The organism is Bacillus sp. z60-11 (assembly GCF_046464135.1).
Taxonomy (GTDB): domain Bacteria; phylum Bacillota; class Bacilli; order Bacillales; family Bacillaceae; genus Bacillus; species Bacillus sonorensis_A.
Genome location: NZ_JBIYSN010000001.1, coordinates 39280 through 62215, shown reverse-complemented (window position 1 = coordinate 62215; position 22936 = coordinate 39280). Strand labels below are relative to the sequence as shown.

Annotated in this window: 20 protein-coding genes; 5 read left to right on the top strand and 15 right to left on the bottom strand. The window is 46.5% G+C overall.

Features of this window, described 5'->3' with window-relative positions:
- Positions 1 to 68: 68 nt before the first annotated feature.
- The 6 genes from abc-f to ACINLD_RS00365 all read right to left on the bottom strand — a co-directional run bounded on the left by abc-f (position 69) and on the right by ACINLD_RS00365 (position 5348).
- Positions 69 to 1706 (bottom strand): ribosomal protection-like ABC-F family protein, encoded by a 1638-nt coding sequence (gene abc-f, locus ACINLD_RS00390; RefSeq protein ID WP_077737139.1) that lies wholly within the window; start codon positions 1704 to 1706, stop codon positions 69 to 71.
- 82 nt (positions 1707 to 1788) lie between these two features.
- A complete protein-coding gene (locus ACINLD_RS00385; RefSeq protein WP_179115750.1) occupies positions 1789 to 1950 on the bottom strand; it encodes a hypothetical protein in 162 nt (53 codons plus the stop codon).
- 88 nt (positions 1951 to 2038) lie between these two features.
- Entirely contained in the window at positions 2039 to 3577 is a 1539-nt protein-coding gene (locus tag ACINLD_RS00380) for a bifunctional GNAT family N-acetyltransferase/carbon-nitrogen hydrolase family protein (RefSeq protein ID WP_026586181.1), read from the bottom strand.
- Between the two features lie 24 nt (positions 3578 to 3601).
- Positions 3602 to 4264, bottom strand: a complete 663-nt coding sequence (locus ACINLD_RS00375) for an HAD family hydrolase (RefSeq protein ID WP_026586180.1) — start codon at positions 4262 to 4264, stop codon at positions 3602 to 3604.
- A 138-nt stretch (positions 4265 to 4402) separates the two neighbouring features.
- Positions 4403 to 4807: a CBS domain-containing protein gene (locus tag ACINLD_RS00370; RefSeq protein ID WP_372709771.1), complete on the bottom strand. Its 405-nt coding sequence runs from the start codon at positions 4805 to 4807 to the stop codon at positions 4403 to 4405.
- A 157-nt stretch (positions 4808 to 4964) separates the two neighbouring features.
- Complete coding sequence (locus ACINLD_RS00365) at positions 4965 to 5348, bottom strand: DUF5365 family protein (RefSeq protein ID WP_051290400.1); 384 nt, start codon at positions 5346 to 5348, stop codon at positions 4965 to 4967.
- A gap of 107 nt (positions 5349 to 5455) precedes the next feature.
- Here ACINLD_RS00365 and ACINLD_RS00360 point away from each other — a divergent pair, with 107 nt between their 5' ends.
- Positions 5456 to 6367, top strand: coding sequence for an RluA family pseudouridine synthase (locus tag ACINLD_RS00360; protein WP_077737141.1), 912 nt, complete (start codon positions 5456 to 5458; stop codon positions 6365 to 6367).
- 12 nt (positions 6368 to 6379) lie between these two features.
- Here the strand turns inward: ACINLD_RS00360 and ACINLD_RS00355 are convergent, their stop codons facing one another.
- The 3 genes from ACINLD_RS00355 to ACINLD_RS00345 all read right to left on the bottom strand — a co-directional run bounded on the left by ACINLD_RS00355 (position 6380) and on the right by ACINLD_RS00345 (position 12635).
- A complete protein-coding gene (locus ACINLD_RS00355) occupies positions 6380 to 6976 on the bottom strand; it encodes a class D sortase (protein WP_077737142.1) in 597 nt (198 codons plus the stop codon).
- The gene (locus ACINLD_RS00350) at positions 6973 to 10506 is read right to left on the bottom strand and encodes a 5'-nucleotidase C-terminal domain-containing protein (protein ID WP_409445042.1); all 3534 of its coding nucleotides are present in this window, start codon (positions 10504 to 10506) and stop codon (positions 6973 to 6975) included. The genes ACINLD_RS00355 and ACINLD_RS00350 overlap by 4 nt, the downstream gene beginning before the upstream one ends.
- Before the next feature lie 113 nt (positions 10507 to 10619).
- On the bottom strand, positions 10620 to 12635 hold the full coding sequence (locus ACINLD_RS00345; RefSeq protein ID WP_026586161.1) for a PAS domain-containing protein: 2016 nt from the start codon (positions 12633 to 12635) through the stop codon (positions 10620 to 10622).
- 633 nt (positions 12636 to 13268) lie between these two features.
- Here ACINLD_RS00345 and ACINLD_RS00340 point away from each other — a divergent pair.
- The gene (locus ACINLD_RS00340) at positions 13269 to 13928 is read left to right on the top strand and encodes a spore coat protein (RefSeq protein ID WP_077737144.1); all 660 of its coding nucleotides are present in this window, start codon (positions 13269 to 13271) and stop codon (positions 13926 to 13928) included.
- A gap of 1004 nt (positions 13929 to 14932) precedes the next feature.
- Here ACINLD_RS00340 and ACINLD_RS00335 read toward each other — a convergent pair.
- On the bottom strand, positions 14933 to 15514 hold the full coding sequence (locus ACINLD_RS00335; RefSeq protein WP_026586160.1) for a YhcN/YlaJ family sporulation lipoprotein: 582 nt from the start codon (positions 15512 to 15514) through the stop codon (positions 14933 to 14935).
- 142 nt (positions 15515 to 15656) lie between these two features.
- On the opposite strand from ACINLD_RS00335, the gene ACINLD_RS00330 reads away from it, so the two are divergent.
- Together ACINLD_RS00330 and ACINLD_RS00325 are read left to right on the top strand one after the other, a co-directional pair.
- A complete protein-coding gene (locus tag ACINLD_RS00330) occupies positions 15657 to 17447 on the top strand; it encodes a S9 family peptidase (RefSeq protein ID WP_409445045.1) in 1791 nt (596 codons plus the stop codon).
- Between the two features lie 54 nt (positions 17448 to 17501).
- Positions 17502 to 17861 carry a hypothetical protein gene (locus ACINLD_RS00325; protein ID WP_026586158.1) on the top strand — a complete coding sequence of 120 codons (360 nt, stop codon included), beginning with the start codon at positions 17502 to 17504 and terminating at the stop codon, positions 17859 to 17861.
- Between the two features lie 39 nt (positions 17862 to 17900).
- Here the strand turns inward: ACINLD_RS00325 and ACINLD_RS00320 are convergent, their stop codons facing one another.
- Positions 17901 to 19286 (bottom strand): L-cystine transporter, encoded by a 1386-nt coding sequence (locus ACINLD_RS00320; RefSeq protein ID WP_035427961.1) that lies wholly within the window; start codon positions 19284 to 19286, stop codon positions 17901 to 17903.
- Positions 19287 to 19653: 367 nt separating this feature from the next.
- Between ACINLD_RS00320 and cspB the strand changes: the two genes are divergently transcribed.
- Positions 19654 to 19854 carry a cold shock-like protein CspB gene (cspB, locus tag ACINLD_RS00315; protein WP_003155376.1) on the top strand — a complete coding sequence of 67 codons (201 nt, stop codon included), beginning with the start codon at positions 19654 to 19656 and terminating at the stop codon, positions 19852 to 19854.
- Between the two features lie 115 nt (positions 19855 to 19969).
- Here cspB and ACINLD_RS00310 read toward each other — a convergent pair whose 3' ends face one another.
- Genes ACINLD_RS00310 through ACINLD_RS00295 form a run of 4 tightly spaced genes read right to left on the bottom strand, consistent with a single transcriptional unit; the run spans position 19970 to position 22935 of the window.
- On the bottom strand, positions 19970 to 20911 hold the full coding sequence (locus ACINLD_RS00310; protein ID WP_409445056.1) for an ABC transporter permease: 942 nt from the start codon (positions 20909 to 20911) through the stop codon (positions 19970 to 19972).
- Complete coding sequence (locus ACINLD_RS00305; RefSeq protein ID WP_409445058.1) at positions 20904 to 21827, bottom strand: ABC transporter ATP-binding protein; 924 nt, start codon at positions 21825 to 21827, stop codon at positions 20904 to 20906. The genes ACINLD_RS00310 and ACINLD_RS00305 overlap by 8 nt, the downstream gene beginning before the upstream one ends.
- Positions 21828 to 21860: 33 nt before the next feature.
- A complete protein-coding gene (locus tag ACINLD_RS00300) occupies positions 21861 to 22565 on the bottom strand; it encodes an ABC transporter ATP-binding protein (RefSeq protein ID WP_077737146.1) in 705 nt (234 codons plus the stop codon).
- Positions 22555 to 22935: a GntR family transcriptional regulator gene (locus tag ACINLD_RS00295; RefSeq protein ID WP_026586153.1), complete on the bottom strand. Its 381-nt coding sequence runs from the start codon at positions 22933 to 22935 to the stop codon at positions 22555 to 22557. The genes ACINLD_RS00300 and ACINLD_RS00295 overlap by 11 nt, the downstream gene beginning before the upstream one ends.
- Position 22936: the final 1 nt, after the last annotated feature.

Genomic DNA, 22936 nt, shown 5'->3' with positions numbered 1-22936 from the left:
AGAAAATTCCGTTTATTTTCAATGGGCATCAAAAAGACAGAGCCGGCTGACTCTGTCTTTTTTTCTATTTAATCGCCGTACAGCCGCTTTTTCTTTTCTCTTGCAAACGTATAGTGTCCTTCATATCGAGTCAAACGCCCGTCTTCCAGCCAATACGTCACATTGAAAATCCGGTCGAGAAAATACCTGTCATGGGAAACAGCAATAATGGTTCCCTGAAATTGGCTTAGCGCTTCTTCGAGCACTTCCTTTGACTCGATGTCCAGATGATTTGTCGGCTCATCGAGAATCAGGACGTTGTGATGCTGGTGAACGAGCTGTGCGAGGCGAAGCCTCATCCGCTCTCCCCCGCTTAACTCTTTCACTTTTTGAAAAACGGCGTTTCCATAGAATAAAAACTTGGCGAGCATCATGCGGGCTTCGCCTTCTGCCAGCCTGACTTTTTCCCTGAATTCGTCCAAAACCGTCAGCTCTTCATTCATTTCAGCGACATGCTGGCTCAGATGTGCAGCCGACAACCGGCTTCCAAGCTGCACTTCACCGCTGTCAGGGGCAGCCATTCCGCTGATCAGCTTCAAGAGCGTCGTTTTTCCGCTGCCGTTCTCCCCGACAATGGCGACCCGATCCTGAAAGCGGACGTGCATGTTCACGTCCCGTAAAAGAAGCCGGTCCCCGAATCTTTTGCTGACACCGTCCAGCTTGACAACGTCTTTTCCGCTTCTGTCATTCATATTGAAGGACAGGTCGATTTTTTTTCGCTCGAGCACCGGTTTTTTCACTACCTCGATCCGTTCCAAGGCCTTTTCCATGCTTTTCGCGCGCCGATGGAGACCATCGTTTGGGGGATTGGACCGATTTGCCCAGTCTTTCAGCCGCTTAATCGTTTCCTTCATTTTTTTGATTTTTTTCTGCTGATCCTGATAGTGCCGGAATTCATTCAGGAGGCGCTCCTCCCGTTCAACCGCATAGTTTGAGTAGCCGCCTTGATATACGTGAAACCCGCCTTCATCGATGTCCAAAATCGATGTAACGGCCTCATCCAAAACATACCGGTCATGGGAAACGATGACCGCCGTTCCTTTGTACTGCTTTAAAAATGAGGTGAGCCATTCGATCGCAGTCAAATCCAAATGGTTTGTCGGTTCATCCAGTAAAAGCAAGTCAGGCGCTCTCAGCAAAAGCCGGGCCAGGCCGACCTTCGTCCGTTCGCCCCCGCTCAAGCTCCGCCATTCGGTTTCATAAAGGCGGCTGATGTTCAAACCGGCCGCCACGCGTTCCACTTGCGCGCTGATCTCATATCCGCCTTTTTGCTGAAATTCATCCTGCAATGTTCCATACCGCTCCAAAAGCCGTTCAAGTCTTTTCATATCTTTTTCATCCGCAAGCTCCCGTTCCATCCGGGAAAGCTTCTGCTGTATCTTCCATAACGGAGCAAACGCAGCATAAAGCAGCTCCCTCACTGTTTTATGGGCGTCCATGGAAGGGTGCTGCTCAAGCAGCCCTGTCGTTATTCCCTTTTTCCAGGTCACAAGGCCATCATCAGGCTGCAATCGGCCGCTCATAAGCTTTAACAAAGTTGTTTTCCCTGAGCCGTTTCGGCCGATCAGACCGATCCGTTCGCCTTGTTTAATCTCGCACGATATACCATTGAAAATCGCATGTCCTCCGCTGGTTTGCGTGACATGCTGAATACTGCACACGATCATTGATCTCTTCCTCCATATTCCGTGAAGAGACACCGCAGCATAAAAAAGACGGCAGAGCTTCCCCTGCCGCAAGTCTAATGATTTAAAATCCGATTGTGGGCAGATGTCTCTCACTGGCATTTTTTCCTATTTGAATGTCAAAAAGGGCAGACTGATCCCGTAGTCCGCATTCTTCGGAAAAAATCGCACGACAAATATACAAATAAAGTTGTGTGTCCGTCATGCGCTTGCCAGTTTGATTCATCTTTCCCACCTCCTTTTCGATAATTACAATATATGAAAAATAAACCAGTTCGTCAACTCCAAAAAAACCGGCCAAAAGCGGCCGGCTGTTATTTTTTATAATGAATCCGGTATATATCATGGCGTCTGTCTTTAAGCTGGCGGACCGTTCCGTCCTGGCGCTGCCTTCTGAGAATCTCCAAATCGACGTCGCCGATGACAACCATTTCAATGTTCGGGTTGCACTCTCCGACGATTCCGTCCCTTGCAAATTCAAAGTCTGAAGGCGCGAAAATCGCCGATTGCGCATATTGAATATCCATGTTCTCCGTTTGCGGCAGGTTTCCAACCGTTCCGGAAATAACGGTGTATACCTGGTTTTCCACCGCCCGCGCCTGAGCGCAGTATCTGACGCGCAAATAGCCTTGGCGGTCTTCCGTACAGAAAGGCGTAAAAATAATTTTGGCGCCTTTTTCCGTCGCAATTCGGCCAAGCTCAGGGAACTCAATATCATAGCAGATCTGAATCGCGATTTTTCCGCAGTCCGTGTCAAACACGCGCACTTCGTCTCCCCTGCTGATCCCCCACCATTTCCGTTCATTCGGTGTGATATGGAGCTTATACTGCTTTTCGATCGTCCCGTCTCTTCTGAAGAGATATGCGATATTGTAGATTTTCCCTTCCTCTTCGACAAAATGGGAACCGCCGATAATGTTCACATTGTATTTGACGGCGAGATCTGTGAACAAGCTGATATAGTCCTCCGTATATTCGGTAATCCGCTGCACGGCAAGGCTCGGGGAACGCTCTTCCAGAAACGACATCAGCTGTGTCGTAAAGATTTCCGGATAGACCGCAAAATCGGCTCCGGCGTCTGAAGCGACATCAGCATAGTACTCGACTTGATTGGCAAACTCTTCAAATGAATGAATCTGCTTCATTTCATATTGAATCACACAGATCCGAACCGGAAAGGCCGACTTGTAATAGCGCTTTGTTTGCGGGAGATAGTCGACATTGTTCCACTCCATCAATGTCGCATATTTGCTCGATGCTTTGTCATCCGGAAGATAGTTTGGATTGATCCGCATCATCGTAAATCCGTTCAAGAGCTGAAAGGAAAGGACCGGATCGTAAATCTGATGGTGGATGACCTGTTCGACATATTCCCTCGGCGTCATTTCCGCAGCATATTTATGATAATTCGGGATCCGTCCGCCGATAATGATGCTTTTCAAATTCAGGCGCCTTGCCAAATCTTTCCGGGCTTCATAAAGGCGGTGGCCGATTTTCATTCTTCTGTATTCGGGATGAACCATGACTTCAATACCGTACATGTTCAAGCCTTCAGGGTTGTGATTGGTGATATAGCCGTCATCTGTGATGTCCTGCCAAGTATGTCTGTCGTCATATTCGTCAAAATTGACCAAAAGGCTGGAACAGGAACCGATGACTTCACCTTCAAGCTCCGCACAAAACTGCCCTTCGGGAAAATGCTCGAGATGGCTTTCCAAATGCTCGCGCTTCCATGGGATCATCCCCGGAAAACAAAGCTCTTGAAGTCCGATGATGCTCTCGATGTCTTTTTCTTCAATATTTCGGATCACAATCTTTTTTTCAAAACGGGAAAGATCCAATTTTTCCGACACGCCTCAATTCCTCCTCTGACTGCTTCATGCTTGTTCAGACAGTTTCTCGATCAGCTGTTCCAGCTCCATTTCCGCCATCGATTCAAGGCGATGGTCGAAATGTTCAAACAACAAGGTTTTCGTGACTTGGTTCGGAACGATGACACACTTCATTCCGGCTCGTTTCGCCGCGGTCGATCCATTGACCGAATCTTCAAAAGCCATGCATTCTTCAGGCTTTACGCCGAGACATTCAGCAGTCTGCAAATAAAGCTCCGGATTCGGTTTGACCTCCTCGACATCATCGGCTGTCCGGATGCACTCGAAATCGTCATAAAGTCCGAGGTGTTTTAAATGCTGTGATACCCATTTATAATCTGAGCTTGAGGCAAGGCCGACTTTTAAGCCGAGCTCTTTGGCCGCTGACAAATAAGCTTCGACGCCTGGCCGCGCTTTTTCATTTTCCATTCTTTTGACAAAGCGTTCTTGTCTCATCTTTGTCAGTTCTTCATGGTCAAGCTTTTTCTGGATCTGCTCCTCTAAATAATGAAATGGCTTAAATCCGGCAGCCGTACCGATCACCTTGCCCCAAACCGACATGGGCAGGTCAGAGCCGTGCTCCTGAAAGATTTCTTGCAGCACTTCATAATCATGTGTTTCTGTATCTAAAATCAGACCGTCAAAATCAAAGATCACTGCTTTAATCATCGTGCTTTACCCCAACTCCTTTTGACTGTTTGCACACTCATTGTATCCTTCCTGCACGCCCTTGAAAAGCCCGAAGCCTTCACTTTAGTATGTATAAAGGAAGAAGAGCCTGCTGCTATAAGGCAAGCTCTTCCATCATTATTGTGTTTTTGTCGGAGTGGAAATGTTGGTCAGCGCCTGTCCGGCTGATTCGTTTGACAGTTCGTTTACCGCCAGGTCTCCAAGCGCGACAATGCCGACCAAATGATTGTTTTCCACAACCGGCAGGCGGCGGATCTGGCTCTGAGCCATAAGTTGTGACGCTTCCTGCAGGCTCATGTTCGGATTTCCCGTTACAATGTTTGATGTCATGACCGCTGAAACCGGCGTCTGTCCATCTTGCCCTGCCGCCGTCGTTCTAAGTGTGATATCGCGGTCTGTGATCATTCCCTTTAATACACCTTGATCAACGACAGGGATCGCTCCAACATTGTGGCGGCTCATAAGCTCTGCTGCTTCCTGAACCGACTGATTGGATGAAATCGTAGCTACTTGTCTTGACATGGCATTGCTGATTGTGCTCAAAAGTTTGCCCCCTTTCGATAGATAGTATGTGCAATCAGCCAAATGCTAAAAAGGAAGTTGACACCATACATTGTGTTTTTCGCTTTTTTCCTTTATAGTCATCTCATGAAAAAAGAGCTATCCAAAGGATGAGCTCTTACATCAGGATTTGAATGCCCTGCTTGTCAGTTTCTGTATTCAATATATTAAAGTCGGATGAGCTGAGGGGAAAATACAGACCGCAGTCATTCAGCTTTTTGCAGTTTTTATCGAATAGATCACGGTCTTTGAGCACCCATTGCCTTTTTGATTTCGTGAGCAGTGTGTGAATCAGCTGCAGGCTCGTAATGATCTGAAAAGCATCATCCAGCGTCCCTTTGTAATCATATTCTTTAAAATCAAGTGTTCCCTGCTCTTTCAGGTCTTTCATTTTTTGTTCGCTGAAATACATCGGAAACACTTGATACAGCTCATTTGCAAGCTCCTCAATGAAGATTTCCTGTTCTTCGGTAGCAGCTTTTACAATACGCACATTGATCAGTCCCTTGTTCAAGTCTCTTCAAACAGAATAGCACACAAAAACACGGGGCTGTGAAGGTAAGTGTTTCCTAATGTCTTCAGCGCTTTTTATAGAAAGGAGCAGTAAAAATGAACCAAAAAAACAGCTTGACGTTTCGCGTCGCCAAGCAAGATGACAATGAACATTTATTTACATTTTTAAAACGGGAAACAAAAGCTTCTAAGCCCGTCTTGCAATATTGGGCCGCACAGCAAAAAATAAAGGTCAATCAGAAAGATACGTCTCAAAACATCCGGCTGAAAACCGGCGACAGAATTATGATCGATCTTCATGAACAGGAAGAAAGCGGCATCATCCCCGAATACGGCGAGCTTTCCGTTTTGTTCGAGGATGACCACATGCTCATCGTCAATAAGCCTCCCGGAATCGCAACCCATCCGAACGAAGAGGGACAGACCGGCACGCTCAGCAATCTTGTCGCGTTTTATTTTCAAGCAAGCGGTGACGAACGAAAAATCCGGCACGTTCACCGCCTGGACAAGGATACAAGCGGTGCTGTCGTTTTTGCAAAACACCGTCTCGCCCACGCCCGTTTAGACGAACAGCTGCAAAGAAAAGAATTGGTAAGAACATATCTCGCCATTGCCGAGGGAAGGATTAAAAAGAGGCAAGGGACCATTTCAAGCCCGATCGGCAGAGACAGGTACCATCCGGTCAGAAGAAGAGTCTCCCCGACCGGACAGGCGGCGGTCACTCATTATACCGTCAAAGGATATCACAATGCAGCCAATCTTACATTGTGCGAGCTCCAGCTTGAAACGGGCAGAACCCATCAAATCCGCGTCCACCTTTCAAGCCTCGGCCATCCTTTGGCAGGTGATACGATATACGGCGGTTCGCCGGCTCTTTTCAGCAGACAGGCGCTTCACGCCAAGGAAATCAAGGTGACCCATCCGGTCACAAATGAACGATTAACCATTGCTGCACCTCTGCCTGACGACTTAAAACAAGAAGCAAAACGATTGTTTGGAATCATATAGAAATAGCGCTTATCATTGAAGCGGCTTCGCATAAATAATATAGCGCTTGGGCGCATCCCCGATGTAAGAAAACGGGTAGCATGTCGTCAGCAGCAATTCTTCTTTTTCGTGCTGCAGGGTGATAATCGATGTATCTTCTTTGTCAACGATTTTCATGTTTGTAATCCGGTAATCAAAGCTGCCGTACGGCAGCTCAATATTCAGTCTATCGCCTATTTCGAGCTCGCCTGTTCGCCGAAAAACCGTATCCCTGTGTCCCGAAAGGACAATTTGCCCGTTTTGCTTCGGATAGTAGCTGTCCTTATAATGGCCGACTCCTTTTTCCAAATCATCCGGGCTCGTTCCTTCGACAATCGGCAGCTCGGCTTTCAGCCGGGGAATATTTAAAATGCCCACTGCCTCGCCCGTTGCGGTTTGCAAGGAATCCGGCCCCGTCTCCGCTGAAGAGCTTGCATCGGAATCCCTCGGCTTTCCCGCTGCAACCGCTTCTTTTGCTTCTGATAGAGAAATACCTGTCTGTCTGTTCATATCAAATATCTTCCATCCGCCATAGCCGACAATCATCAGGCCGGCAGCGATCAGAAAGAGCGAAAAAAACTTGATTTTCATCGTTTTGCCAATCTCCTTTTCCATCCATAAAGAATCATGCCAATCAAAATGAGCAGGAAACCGTACAGCAATGTGTTGTAAAGGCTTGTTGCCGTTTGCGGCAGTAAATGTTCCTCTCCCGTTTTTTCAAGCGCTGGCCGAAACGGTCCGCCTGTTTTTGATCCGTCACGATCCGGCTTATCAGCATGATCGCGAGCGCTTCCCCCATCTCCCGGAACCGCAGGCTGTCCGCCGCCGGCCGAATCCTCACCGCTTCCCGGCGTTTCTCCGTTATCAGGGTCCGCTCCATTTCCAGGCGTTTCTCCGGGATGTGAGGCGTCTTCGACCATTTTGATCCGCCCTTCTTCTTCATAGGCGATCGGCTCCTTAAAGCTTTTGACAAATGCAACGGTGGCTTCGATATCTTCCGGCCCTGTCACCGGATTTTTTCCCAGCTTGGAAATCGGCAGATATTTGCTTCCGGAAGCAGAGGCCATAAAATCGTTGACCGTCACTGTATAAGTCCGGTCTTTTTCAATTGGCGAGCCATCCTCAAGAAAAATGTCGACCGCTTTGTTCGTTGCAGGATCCCATGTATATGTAAAACCGCTGATGCTGTAGTCCGGACCGTATTGCGGTGAAATCTGTGCATCGATGATGTCATACAAGTCCCGGCCCTTGATTTCAAGCCGAACGAGAACATTTCCGAACGGCTGGATATTGAATAAATCGCCCCATGTAATCGGCCCTTTTTTTAAATCTTGGCGGATGCCGCCGCCATTCATCAAAGCGAAATCGGAGTTCATCGCACGTCTCATCCCGTCGGCGATTAAGTTCCCGAGCGGTGTGTCGCCGTCATTCGAGTATCCGCCGGCCATATCATGCGCCGCTACACCGACTTTTTCACTGATGATCGGCTCAACCATTCGTTCGTATTTTTCTAAAATCTGACCCACGGCGGGATCGGGGCTCAAGCTTTCCTGGCTGACATATTCGATATCGGCCTTCTTTTTGACAATATCTTTTGTCTTCCGATCGATTTCAAGATCGATGACACCGATCGCTTTTCCGTATTCATATGCTTGCACAATTAAAATATCATTGACTTCGCCGTTGACGACTTCATGGTTGTGACCGGCGAAAATGATATCCACCTCAGGATCTGCCTGTTTGGCCAGTTGCGCTGATTCTCCTGTGATGGTTGTACCGCTCTGGGCAGCTGTCATATGGGCGAGCACAGCGATTGAGCGGATACCTTTCGCTTTCAGTTCTGCAGCGGTTTGATTGACCGCCTTTACCTCATCGGTGAATTCAATCGTCTTAATGCCATCCGGCATGACCATATCGGCGGCAGATCTGGTCACAACTCCGATAAAAGCGACCGGAATCCCTTCCACTTCAGCAATCTCATACGGGGGCAAAAAATTCTCTCCGCTGCCTTTCATTTTACAGTTGGCACAGACAAGCGGAAAATCCTGGCCGTCATAGCCTTTCGTCCCTTTGCCCTCAGGATGTTCACCGCCGTTTAACATCCGCAAAAGCTCATTCGTCCCTTCATCAAATTCATGATTTCCGACAGTCCCTATATCAAAGCCGATTTCCTCCATGATCTCAACGGTCGGCTCATCCTGAAGCAGGGAAGACACCGGAGAGCTTCCGCCGATCATATCTCCCGCATGAACGAGCAGCGTGTTTTTCTTTTCCGCTTTTTTTTGTTTAAGAAGAGCAGCCGTATAATCCATTCGCCCAAAGGTTCCGTCAAGGAGGCCGTCGCCATTGATATCGAGCTGATACTGCTGGTCGATTTTGCCGTGTAGATCATTCATGCTTAACAGGCGCAGGGAAAGGTTTCCGCTTTGCTCTTTTGTCCGATAGCCGGCCGCTTCAGCTTCCTCTGAAGAAGCAAAGAAAATTCGTCTCTCCACAGGAACGTCGCGCCATTTGTCAGGTGTGACGAATGTTTTCTCTGCGGAGTCTCCGACATACCTCGTCAGCCCTTTTCCCTGCTCTCTTGCACGGAATTCAAACGGTAATTCTAAAAGGGGATCATCAAGGTTCCATATGCCGAGGTGCTCCGCTTTTGCCTGCTTGACAGCGCTTTGAAACAATTCGTAATCTTTTTCATTGCCGATTGGCCAAATAAAATAGGTCGAAGCCAGCCCTTTTTTGACCATTTCTAAATTCGTGTTTAATCCGTCGGCTGTGATGACTTGGGCAAGCAGCCGACCGTAGTCGTCTTTCGCTTCTTTGCCTACTTTAATCGTCACTTTGTCACCCGGTGACAAAAGCGACTTCAAATATTCTTTTGCCACGGTTCCGTGTCTCAGCTGATTTTCATCCAAGTCGTTTTTCGGCGTATGATATGTTTCAGGGGTGTCTATATTGACATAGCGGACCTTTGTCGACCCCAATACCGGCTCTTTTAAATGGATGGTATCACCGTCGATCACGCGGTCCACAACGCTTTCATATTCCCCTTCAGAGACGGGAGGAGGATGGCCGGCATCGTCAAGCCTTTTGATGTCTTCCGGTTTTCTCGGCAAGAGCTGCAGCGTATCATAACGGCTTAAAATGCCGGTTATGTCATACCATTGCCCTTGTTCGAGTTGTTTGACCGCATTTGTTTCTTCCATCACCCGCAGTGTGAGCGGATGATAGTGTTCATCAATCATCGTCATGTTGTAGCCGCCGCCGGCAGGCGTTTCAGGTTTTGACTCTATATATCCTTTCAGTTTGACGAGGCGCCCTTCGTTTTCATCTGCTTTTGCATCATTCTGCAATTCTTCAATCGTCAGCTGAATAGGCTCGGGAAGCGCCGCTCCTTCACCTGTTACCACGAGGCCTGACGGTTCGGGAATGATCTCCGTCAAGCCTCGATAGGCTGTGATTTTCCCCGTAACCGAGACGATCATCCCTTCTTTCAGTTCGGGAAAATCGCTTTGTGATGCAGAAAAAATATTGATTCCAGCTGTTTCATCCTGGATGAAGGTTGACAGCTTTCCGCCGCCGATCGCAGCCTGATCAGCGGTGACGACCCCGCTGATTGTAACGGTTTCATTCATTCGCTTGCGGGCGTCCGCTATCGTTTTTACAACGGGCTGGGTTGGAGGCTGGTCAACATCTGCAAGCTGAATGGATTGAACGGACTTTAAACCCGGGGAGTTAAAGTATGAAGAAAGTTCACCTTCTATCGTTAGTTTTTTTCCAAGGAGATTTGGATTGGTTTTCAGCCCGAATTGGTTTCTGAAAGATGCGGGAATTTGCACGGGGAGTATATTGGCCGGCGATGTTTCTTCTTTTCGGTCGGCGATCGCCAAATTGTAATCATTCGCAAAATTCCCTGTGAAATTGTATTTTCCTTTAGAGACCGTGTGGCCGACGACATAGCCTTCAACACGTGCATGCCCTTCATTATGTTTGATGGCATCTTCAACCGATATCGGTGCCTCCGCCCCATGAGCTGTGCCGGCAAATGGTGCCAAAAAAGACGAAACCAGAAAAATCGCAATGACAACACAGGATATCAAACGGCCTTTCAGAAAATGAACCATTAATTCGCCTCCTTATTTTGCTTTTCATCAAATGTATCTAATATTTATAAAGCTGACATCAAGTTTTTGTAAAAATTTCAAAAAAGAATGAGAATCGAGGTGGCCTCAGGTTCTCATTCTTTAATCGGAAGCTTCAATTTCACTTTTGTCCCTTTGCCTTCTTCACTTTCAAAACGGATGCTTCCTCCGTGATTTTCAATGATTTTAAAGGTGACCATTAGACCGAGTCCCGTTCCTTTTTCTTTCGTCGTGTAAAATGGCTCTCCCAGCTTTTCGAGAACTTCTTTGGAAATCCCCTTGCCCTGATCTTCAAAAATGATGAATACGCTGTCTTTCTCCCGGTAGGAACGGATGGAAATGACACCTTGGACATCTTCCATTGCTTCGATCGCATTCTTTAAGATGTTTAGAAATACTTGTTTCAGTTCGTTTGTGACCGCGAGAATCTCAGGAAGATCACCGCTCAGTTCCTTCTCGATCCGCACGCTGTTCAAGACCGCCTGGGACTCTAAAATCATGCAGACATCTTCGACGATCGTATTGACCTGCACCGGATCATATGTAGCAGATTTCGTTTTCGCCAAGACGAGAAACTCGTTGATGATCGATTCAAGTCTGATAAATTCGGACATCATGACTTCCGCATAATCTTTTTGATATTTTTTGCTCTGGATCATCAGCTGGAGAAACCCTTTCAGGGATGTAAGCGGATTGCGGATTTCATGGGCTATCCCTGCTGCCAGCTGTCCCACGGCTGAAAGCATCTCCGATTTCATCAGCATTTTTTCAGACTGCTTCTGATTTGTGATATCCTCCGAAATCACCATCACTTGCTGAACGTCGCCCTCGTGGTCTTCAACAGGAACGAGCGAGACTTGCTCCCACCTGTCTTTTCCGTTATTATCACGGCAGTGCAGTTCACCTGACCATGGATTTTTTTCTAAAACCTGCTCCCAGAAGCCGGCCAGATCGGAGCAATCAAAATGTTCATGATACAGGTTAAACACATTTTTGCCGCTGATTTCTGCCTGCTCTTTTCCGATCAGCTGACAGAACCGTTTATTTGCATATTGCACAGTTCCCTCAACAGAAGCCATTAATATGTTCGCAGGACTTTGGTCGATCGCCTGTGAGCTGATATGGAGAGCCTCGTTCGTCATTTTCAGCTCCGTGATATTGGCAAATGTAATGACAACCCCCTCCACTCTGTTTACCGCCTTACGATAAGGTATGATTTTGACAGCATACCATTCGCCGGCAGATGTGTTCCATTCTTTTTGAATCGTCCTGTTTTCTTCAAGCGCCGCCTTCACACCTTCTGCATATGCTTCGTATTTGAGCCGGTTTCCCAAAACTTTCGCGGAACTCCCGATATCCCGCTTGTCCAGCTCAAACATATGAGCCGCTTTCGGAGTGAACAATTTCAATTGAAGGTGCTGATCGAGAAAAACCGCGGCCGTATCTGTATGGATCAGCAGATTGTCCATCTCTTTTTTGATGGTGTTCAGCTCGCGGATTTTATTTTCATACGCCTTGTTGACCTTCATTAATTTCCTGTTTTTATTTTGTAAGTTCTGATTTGCGGCTATCAATGCCTCATTGGACGCTTCAAGCTCTTTTATCGTTCGCTGAAGCTGCTGATCGCATTCTGATGTTTGTCCGCTGTCTCCTGCGCGTCTCTCCTCGTGTGCTTTTTCGATTAAAAGTACGTACAGCTTGTGGTATTGACGAAAGTAACTTTTTAATGTCAGATGAACAAAGGAAAGCTTTCCGCTTAAATAAATCGGAACGTTTTTGAGTGCCGTCTCCCTCTTTTCTTTTTTCACCCGCTTCAAAGCCGCATTGATCTGCTGTGCCAAACTGGCGGGAAACGCTTGGTCGATGCTTCCTTTTGGACATGTTAAATATGTTTGCGCGCGATTTGAAGATGCTACAATTTCTCCCCTGTCGTTTAGAATCGTACAAGGACATGCATACTGGTCGATTAGTGACAGGTAAATATCATCCATTCTGTAGAAATCACTCAGTTCGTTGATTTTTTTATATGCTTCCAATTGCACCTTTGGATACAAAGCTTCATCATCACTTAAGCCTGACATTTTTCCAACCGTCTCGCTTGAGCCCAGCATAAACATCCTCCTTTTCTAAGTGCAAAATAAAAAAGGGAAATCTTTTTTTTTGCATTTTCATGGTGATAATAAAAACCTTGGCAGCTGAAATCATTTACGGAGGGAGAATCCTTTACAGAACACGCAGGGGCAATAAAAGAGCCTTTTTGGAATGAAGTTTCCCAGCAAAACAATCGTTAAAAAAGCCGGACGCTGTTTCCTTTTGGTCCAAGTTCCGTCCCTTTCTTTAAAGACCTTGAGCTACAGCTTTTTCCGCCATACATCCGGCAGCCGTTTTCGACTTTCAATACGACATTGTTTTTTCGGGCTGTGCCGTGATTTGCTTTAACAAGCAGCGTCTTACTCATACAAGTGATTCCAAAACCGGCCTGAAGTCGGGCAAGAACTTAAGTTTTATGCCAAGTGAATTTGATTACCGCCACATCAACCTTTGAATGACTCATGTTCCCGGATTTTTAATCGCCAGCAATGTCTTATGGAAAAGACCCTATAATATTTTCTTCTGACATATCCTATTCGACGGTTAGAATAAAATCCCTTTAAATCCAATTTGTCGAATATGCTTTTTTGAATAAAAACATTGTCAAAAACAAAAGATAACGTTTGAACTAAGTTTAAGGAGGATACCAAAGAATGGAACAACCAAACCAACAGCAGCAAATGCAAATCAATCAGGGCAATGAAGGAATGCAGCACATGAATCACGGAGGCCACGAGGTTTTTGATATGCACGAAGTGCTGTCAGGAATGATCGGTACTCTGGAGCAGTACATGATGTTCAGACAGCAAGTGAAGGATCCCGAGCTGCTCGATATTTTAGATAGACAGCATCAATTTATTACGTCGCAGTACAATCTGACAGTAGAGTGCTTCCGGACGGGGCAAAAACCGAGCCAGGAAACGGCGACTTATATGATGAAGCAGGATCGCCAGTTTGTTTACGGCTTGAAGAACACCCAGCCTAAAACGCCGAAGCAGTCTCCTCAACAAATCGATGACGCCTGCATCAGCAGCTTTATGCTCAGCTTAATGAAGACATGTTGTTCCTCTCTTGCCATGGCAGCTCCCGAGGTGACGAACCCTGTCTGCAGAAGGGTGCTTGCGGACCAAATTCCTCACTATATCGAGATGGCTTATGAAATCTTTCTTTACCAAAACAAACACGGCTATTACCAGGTGCCTCAACTTGCTTCTCAGGATATGCAAAAAATGCTTTCGGCTTACGCGCCTGCTCAAGGTCAGATGCAGATGCCTCCAAACAACGGCCAAACGCAGCAGAGACCGATTCATTAATCACAAAAACGGCATTGATATAATGATTCAATGCCGTTTTTCCGTATTTTTGTGTAAAGTCGTTTTCGAACTCGCTTAACTCCTGATCCACAGCAGCCTTAAACCCGCTTTCAAAATTGTTTCGCTCCGCTGTTTTCTCCATGATTTTGAGAATGATTCCCTCCCCTTTTCGGGCCACAAGTTCTTCAATAATATAAAAGCTCTGCAAATAAATATCCGTCTCATCATCATCGCGCGCTTGTTGCCACTGCCGATCCGACTTTAATTTTCTAAAAGGAACGACTGTCGCCAGGTTCCGGGCATAAGCCTCATCATGGGCTGCGGCCCATTCTGCGACCCCTTCGTGGAACCAGAGGGGAAATTGTTTAGGGCTTGCGTTCAGTTCCCGAAGCTTTTCGTGGAATGTAAAATGGGTATATTCGTGAATCAGCACCCGCTTATAAAGAAAGACGGCGAACCCCTTTCCATTCAAAAGCTGCTTTTTTTCCTCCGGGAGCAGCCCGATCATCCGCAAGTTTTCTGAATAAAACCCGGTAATATCCTTTAACTGTGAAAATGACTCCATTTCTTCTCTGCTTGAAAAAAAGATCAGGTCCACTTTGTCTGAACGGAGATTGCCAAAAAGTGTTCTGCTCACGGCTTCTGCATCATCAAGCGTCTCTTTTGTAAGATGCAAAATCGATTTTTCCGCCTCTGAATGATAAATGCTGACATTTCTATGGACGGTCATCTGCAACGATGCTTTCAGTTTTTCTTTCTCTTCAGAAACAAGCGCTCCCTTCTGGAAGCCTTGATTTGAGATGATAAACATGATGAATAACAGAGCGGATAGAGCCCCCGCTGCGATGAAAACAAAGGCTGCTTTCAACTCTCCCGTCACCGTTTCTCCCTCCATCCGCAAAAAAGGTTCTCTTTATAACACTATGCCGTGATGGATGAAAAGTAACCCGGGATGAAAACAGCCGACAAAAAAAGCCGCACATTAACGTTGCGGCCTTTCGTTTTTATCTTTGCTGAGGAAAAATTCTGTTGATCGTCTCGCCAAACTCGTCAAAAATGCCTTCAATCGGTTCACCGTTGTTGATCCTGTCTCCATAATTTCTCATGCGGTCAACAAAATCCGGATTGGCTGAAACAAATACATTGTCGATGCTTTTGTCTGTTTCTTTCACTTTCTTGGAGATTTTCTCCTTCAAATCGCCGGTGACGTCGCCTTTCGGATTGCCTTTCAAGACAACTGCCACATAAGCGTTGTTGTCTGTCACAATCACATTGGCGCTGCTGACTTCTTTCAGTTTTGCTACTTTATCTGCTACATCATCGGCAGATTCCATGTTATTTCCATTATTATTGTTCCGATTGTCCCGGTTGAGATCGCGGTTGTCCGTGACATTCATCCGGTTATTTCGATCATTGACATCATTTACGTTTGTTCCATCATTCAGATTATCTCTGTTGGTCACATTTTGAAGCGCATTATCTTGATTGCGGCGGGCATTTTCGCCTTGGTTCGCCATTCCGCATCCCGCAGCAAACAACAGCGGAAGAAGAAAAGCGATGATTGCGCCCTTTTTCAGGTTGAACATTTTAATTGCCTCCTTTTTTGATTTATGTTTAGGTTTATCTTTTCCATCTGATTTATTCGTCCTAGGACGTATTTTTTATACCCATATTTTGTTATGATCAAAGAGTATCGATCTATACTAAACTGAGGAAGGTGTTTGAAAAATGCAAGGTGCCAAAGAATTATTTCATGTTTTTCGAATTGCAGACTTTGCCGTTCACCCAGAGGAGACGCAGCTTATCTTTGACACAAACATCAATGGAAAATCAAACTTGTGGGCGATGGATCTTCCCCACGCATATCCATATCAGCTTTCATTTTTGAATCAGAACACACAAGGTATCGCCTACAGCAAAGACGCATCTGTCATTGTTGCTGGGTTTGACAATGATGGAGACGAACGAAGCGGGCTTTACAAGCTATCGGCAAAAGGCGGTGAGCCCGTGCCGCTAAACGGAAACAAAACGGACCGCCATTTTGAACCGATACCGGCAAACCACGCAGTGTACTACACGTCAACGAAAGATAACCCTACATTTTTAAATACATACAAATGCGACCTTTTGACAGGCAAGGAAGAGCTTGTTTTTGAAGGAAAAGGCGGGCCATCCATGCTTAGCGATGTCAGCCCCGGTGAAAAGGCGGTCAGCATCCTTGTCTCCTATGTCAACAGCCATTGCGTCTGTATGGTCCAGACTGAAAAGGGAGATATCACAACGATTGTTCCCGACAAAGAGAAGCCCCACATGGTCTATTCATCCTTTTTCACATCAGATGACGAGCTGTACGTCACTCTCAACTACGATTCCGAATTTTCATATCTTGCGTCATACACCATTTCGTCCGATACATTCACCCCGGTTCTTTCAATTGACAAAACGGAGCTGACATCGATTCACCCCGATCCGAACGGGAAATATCTCTACCTCATTGGAAAAAAAGGTGTGAAAGATGTGCTGTATGAATATGAGACAGCGACCGGAGAAGCAAGAGAGATCGCGTCTCCATGCACATCCATCGCCAAAGTATGCTGTGTGAAATCGGGATCGCTCTACTTGTTGGGATCTACCCCGACCCGGCCGGCGAACATTTATGTGAAAAGCCGGAACGAAGCAAACTGGCGGCAATTGACTAAGCACATTGTTCCGGGTTTTAGTGAAGACGAGCTGTCATATCCGGAAGTCGTCACATATCCGTCGTTTGACGGCTTGCCGATCGAGGCGATGCTGTTTAAGCCGGCGGCAAGAGAAGCAAACGGCTGGACGATCATTTGGCCGCACGGCGGACCGCAGCACGCGGAACAATTCATGTTCTATGATATTTTTCAGATCGCAGCGAAAATGGGATATCAAGTATTTATGCCGAATTTCCGCGGGTCTGCAAATTATGGCTATTCATTTTACAAAATGGTGGAACAGGATTGGGGAGGCGGGCCGCGGCTCGATATGGTGAACGGCATCGACTGGCTCATCGAAAAAAACCTTGCCGACCCTGACAAACTGTATTTAATGGGCGGCAGCTATGGCGGTTATATGGCTCTTTTACTGCATGGAAGGCATCCTGAATATTTTCGCGCCGTCGTTGATATATGCGGAGTCAGCAACCTGTTTTCCTTCGCCAAATCCGTTCCTGATTTCTGGAAGCCTTTTATGGAAAAATGGGTCGGCGATCCGGAACATGATGATGAAAAGATGAAAGCCGACTCCCCGATCACTTATTTGCAAACGATGACGCGGCCGATGCTGATTGTTCAAGGAGCAAACGATCCGCGCGTCGTCAAAGAGGAGTCAGACCAGGTCGTCGACCAGCTGAAAGCCTGGGGAAGGGACATTGAATATATCGTCATGGAAAATGAAGGACACGGTTTTTCCAAAAAAGAAAACAAAATCAAGGTGCTCACCGCGATTTTCAGCTTTTTTGAAAAACACCGGCAAACTCAGACGTCCAAAGCATGAAGTATAAAACATGGGAATCCCGGGGATGGTAAACGTAAAAAGGAGGTTGATCCTTTGTTCAGACGAAGAGCAGGAATCCATCCCGCTGTATTGGTTTTGGGATCTGCTGCATTAACCGCGGCATTCTCCCCTGAAATCCGCAAAAGAGTCACAAACATGTTTTCCAATTGGATGGGCGGACAACAGCGTGGAAGCGATCAAAAGAACGCGATGTTGAATCCGGCTGACTTGATCAAACAAGCATTCAATCCGGGAGGACAATCACAGACGCAGCAGAGCGACAGCCAGTCAGGCCAAACAGAGAGTCAGAATCACCAGCAGGCTTACGGCCATATGACGTCAGCTCCGGTCAATGTCATGAGTGACGAACCGGCAGGTCAGACCATGTACAATACAGATCAGACGTATTCATGAAAAAAACCCGCACAGCGCCATAAACTGTGCGGGTTTTTGCTACATTTCAGCTTCAATAATATTTGTTCGGTCATGGTACGTATCGGTTTCAAGCTCTTTTGTCACCTTGCTTGTCACAAGACCGGAAGTCATGCTGCCGCTGACATTGAGAGCCGTCCGGCCCATGTCGATCAGCGGTTCTACTGAAATCAACAGTCCTGCAAGGGCAACCGGCATATTTAAAGCCGATAGGACGAGAAGCGCCGCAAATGTCGCCCCGCCTCCGACGCCGGCCACACCGAACGAGCTGACAGCAACGACGGCGATCAATGTGAAAAGAAATGACGGATCAAGCGGATTTTGACCGATCGTCGGCGCGATCATAACCGCAAGCATGGCCGGATAAATACCGGCGCAGCCGTTTTGACCGATCGATAAACCGAAGGAACCGGCAAAGTTGGCGATTCCTTCTGGAATGCCCAGGCTTCTTTGCGTTTTGATGTTCAATGGCAAAGCACCGGCACTGGATCTAGACGTGAAGGCAAAGACAAGCACCGGAAATGCCTTTTTCACGTATGTGACCGGGTTTAATCCGCTGATTGTAATCAGCAGCAAATGAATAATGAACATCACAATCAGCGCCGCATATGACGCAATCACAAATTTGCCGAGTTTAGCGATACTGTCGAGGTCGCTTGTCGCAATCGTTTTTGTCATAATCGCTAAGACACCGTAAGGCGTCAGTCTTAAAATGAGCGTCACAACACGCATCACAATCGCATATATCGCATCAACGATTTTTTTGAAAAGTTCGGCCTGTTCAGGCTGTTTTCTCTTCACGCCAAGATATGCGATACCGAGAAAGGCCGCAAAAATGACAACAGCGATTGTTGATGTCGGTCTTGCTCCGGTAAAATCTAAAAACGGATTTCCCGGAAGGAGCTCAACAATTTGCTGGGGCAGTGTTTTGGCCTCCATGGCTTGGGATTTCTGCTCAAGCTCGGCACCTCTTGTCGCTTCAGCCGCCCCTTGGTCAACATGGACGGCCTGAAGGTCGAAGGAAAGCGCGGACGCAATACCTACAGCGGCAGCGACAGCCGTCGTCGCAATCAAAATTCCGATGATCAGCCCGCTGATTTTTCCGATATTATTGGTCAGTTTAAGCTTTGTAAACGCCCCTAAAATCGAAATGAAAACAAGCGGCATGACGATCATCTGCAAAAACTTGACATAACCGCCGCCCGCAATATTGAACCAGTCAGACGTTTGTGTAATCGTTTCTGAAGACGAACCATATATAAAATGCAAAGCGAATCCATAAACAATTCCGAGTCCAAGAGCGGAAAATACCCGCTTAGAAAACGAAACATGCTTTTTTTGCATCATATAAAGGAGCGCCATCAGAAAAAGCATGACGAGAATATTAATAATCACAAAGAATGTCATAATAGCAAAAAGCACCCCCAGAATTTTTTTACATTAAAAAACTATAGTACAACAAACCTGATTGGTCAAGTAGGAATTACTCAACCAACCGGAAATGGGCCCGTTTTTATTGAAACGTGAATTCTCATATAAAATTCTCCATTTAAAGACCATGTCATGCCGAGTGTTTCAAATTCTCAAGCTAAATTCACTTTTTCAAAAAAATTTTTGAGAATCAGTTGTAATTTCGCTTAAACACTGGTAAAGTAAAGGTAATTATTTTTGTTCGAACTATCTTTAAGAAGAAAGTTTTGTAAGAGTTTTCGTCTTGGAAGTTTTTAGAGCAAGAATAGTGAATTTAAGCGTTATCGCTTTAGGAGGAAATTTCATGCTAGAAGGTAAAGTAAAATGGTTTAACTCTGAAAAAGGTTTCGGATTCATCGAAGTAGAAGGACAAGACGATGTATTCGTTCATTTCTCTGCTATTCAAGGCGAAGGCTTCAAAACTTTGGAAGAAGGCCAATCTGTTTCTTTCGAAATCGTTGAAGGAAACCGCGGACCACAAGCTGCTAACGTAACAAAAGCATAATAAAGAGCACGGCTCTTTATTCAAGACTGCTGACATTGTCAGCAGTCTTTTTATTTCTCACAAAAAAAGCACAACGCCTAAAAAATCGCGTTATGCTCCTTGAAGCAACACCGGTTTATGAGGCGATGTCTCTTTTCGTAAACACGCCAAAAGCCAGCACTTGAAAAATGATGTAATACACCGCCAGCACCGTCACCGAGAAGCCGAGCGTCATGCCGGAAACAAGCGGCTCCCCGGCAAAGTATTGGCTTAGGTCTGTGTTTGCAAATAAGATGTATTTCACCCAGTCGAATTTCAGCGAGAGAAGATTGGTTGCCGTACCGCCAACGGCCAAAAGGAAAATGGAAATACCTACTGCAAGCGAACTGTTTCTAAAAACCGCTGAAATCATAAAGGCCATCGTCGCCATCATCAACAGCGAGATTGATTTCATCAGGTAGCCCACGCCCAGATGCAACAACAGGTTCTTTTCTTCAACACTTCCGTCGACATACGCCAAGTGAACCTGGCTGCCGTCACCCGCTCCGAATAAAGCAAGACCTGTTATCCCTGCGCTTGCATACAAAATGACAAGCAGTGCCAAGCCAAAAAGCAGGACCGTTATATATTTCGCCAGCAAAATTTTAAAGCGGCTGATCGGCCGAATCACCAGGAGCTTCACCGTCCCCCAGCTGAACTCGTTGGCGACGATTCCAGCCGCCACCGTAATCACAAACAGACCGGTCAGGGAGATCACATCTCCGGCATCATTGATAAACGACATCGCCGAATACTTTCCGTCTTCCGGCATATCGTGCTTGATCCGATACTCATTAATCGCGATCGACCTTTCATAGTTTTTTTCAAGTGTCGGATTGTTGACCCCTTTCAGCTGTTCCTTCATATTCGCATTTTCCTGCGCCAGTTCCTTTTTCCAGTCTGTGTTTGGATCTGCCACTCCGCTCGTTTTCGCGAGAATGCCCAATCCGATGACCGATAACAGCAATATCCCGATCATGACGTATGTTCCTTTTCGGCTGAAAATCTTGATCCATTCATTCACGATAAGCTTAAACATGCTGAGCCTCCCCTTTTTCCGAGGTAATTTCCAAGAATCGGTCTTCCAATGATTTGTTGATCGCCTTCACTTCATATAAACGGATGCCGCTGTCGGTCAAGTGTTTGATGAAATCAGGGACTTCATCTTTGGACAGGCTGAGTTCGATCCCGTGTTCGACTTTTTCAATGCGGCTGTCTTTAAACCCGCCAGCTTCGCGGTAAAGGGCGTCTCTGTCATCAGCCTGGATGAAATAACGCTTTTTCTCATCAGCCGCAGGACCCTTCACAGATTGAATGTTGCGGAGCTTTCCGTTTTGAATGATGGCAATCCTGTCACACATCAGTTCCATCTCCGACAGCAGATGGCTTGATACGATGACGGCCAGACCTCTTTCTTTCGTCAGCCTTCTTAAATAGTCACGGATTTCCCTGATGCCGGCCGGATCAAGTCCGTTTGTCGGCTCATCGAGAATCAGGAGCTTTGGATCGTGCAAAAGGCTTTGTGCGAGTCCGAGCCGCTGCCTCATCCCCAAAGAATACGTTTTGACCTTATCATTAATTCGATGTTTCAAGCCGACGAGCTCAACGATTTCATCAATTTTCTTTTTCGTCACCCCTTTTGTCATCCGCGCGTATTGCTGAAGGTTTTGATAGCCCGTTAAAAACTTGTAAAGCTCGGGATTTTCGACGATCGCCCCGATATGTGCAGCCGCCTTTTCAAAATTGTCTTTTACACTGACACCGCACACCGCGATCTCGCCGGCGGAGATCTTCATATGGCCGACAATCATCCTGATCGTTGTCGTTTTACCGGCGCCGTTCGGTCCGAGAAAGCCGAAAATCTCGCCGGCGTGCACATCAAAGCTCAAACCGTCGATAATTTTCCTGCCTCTGATCGTTTTTGAGACGTTTTTTAATTGCAAAAGTGTTTCCACTGTGTTTTCCCCCCGTCTTTTTCATATGCAAACCTAGTGCGCCTTTTCTAAAATGAGCTCCTTAAACCATGTTAAAAGCGACATCCCTGATTCTTCCCGAAGCTCTTCGACATCCTTTTTCTCTTCAATCCGCCCATTTAAGACAACGATCACCTCATCCAAAATCTGTTCGATTTCCTTAATCTCATGCGTAGCGATGATGACCGTTTGCTTTTCCAGGTCAAGATATGTGAGAAGGCTCTTCACAATCGACTCTCTGACTAACGGATCAAGCCCTGACAGAGGTTCGTCAAGCAGCACGACCGAAGCATCGCGCGCCAATGTCAACACGAGCTTCAGTCTGCCGCGGTTCCCTTTGGAAAGCCTGCTGATCTTTTTATCAGGGTCAAGTTTCATTTCTTTTAAAAGTTCAAAGGCCTTATCAGCTTGAAAATCGGCGAACTGGCTTGCGTAAAAATGGATCATATCCTTTACTCGGAAAGGATCATAAAACATGTCAAGCTCGGTTAAATAGGCGATATGTTTCGTCATATTCCGGGCTGCCGGCTGCCCGTCGATATACACGGCACCCGAATTCGGAAACGAAAGCCCGGTGATCAGTTTCAAAAGCGTTGATTTACCGCTGCCGTTCGGTCCGGCCAAGCCGTAAATTTTCCCGGGTGTAAGCGATAGATTGGCGTCTTTGAGCGCATAATCTCTGCCGTACTTTTTCGTGACATTTTTCAGCTCAATGTTCATTTGGATCCCCTTTCTGAAGATAATGGTTCAGTTCTGACAACATGTCTTGTTTAGACAAGCCGAGCTCTTCCATGCTCTCCACAAATTGACCGATGACCTCCAACCTCATCTCACGCTTTAAATCATCGATGACTTCCGTATTTTCCACAACAAAGGTTCCCTGCCCCCTTCTGCTCTCCACGACACCCATCCTCTCCATCTCATTGTAGGTTCTTTGAATCGTATTCGGATTGACCTGAGTCTGAACGGCCAGCTCGCGAACGGAAGGCAGCTTTTCTCCCGGTTTGATCTCTCCGCGGACCATTTGTTTAAACAGCTGTTCGGCGATTTGCCTGTAGATCGGCTTAGAGGCAGAAAAATCATTGGCCATT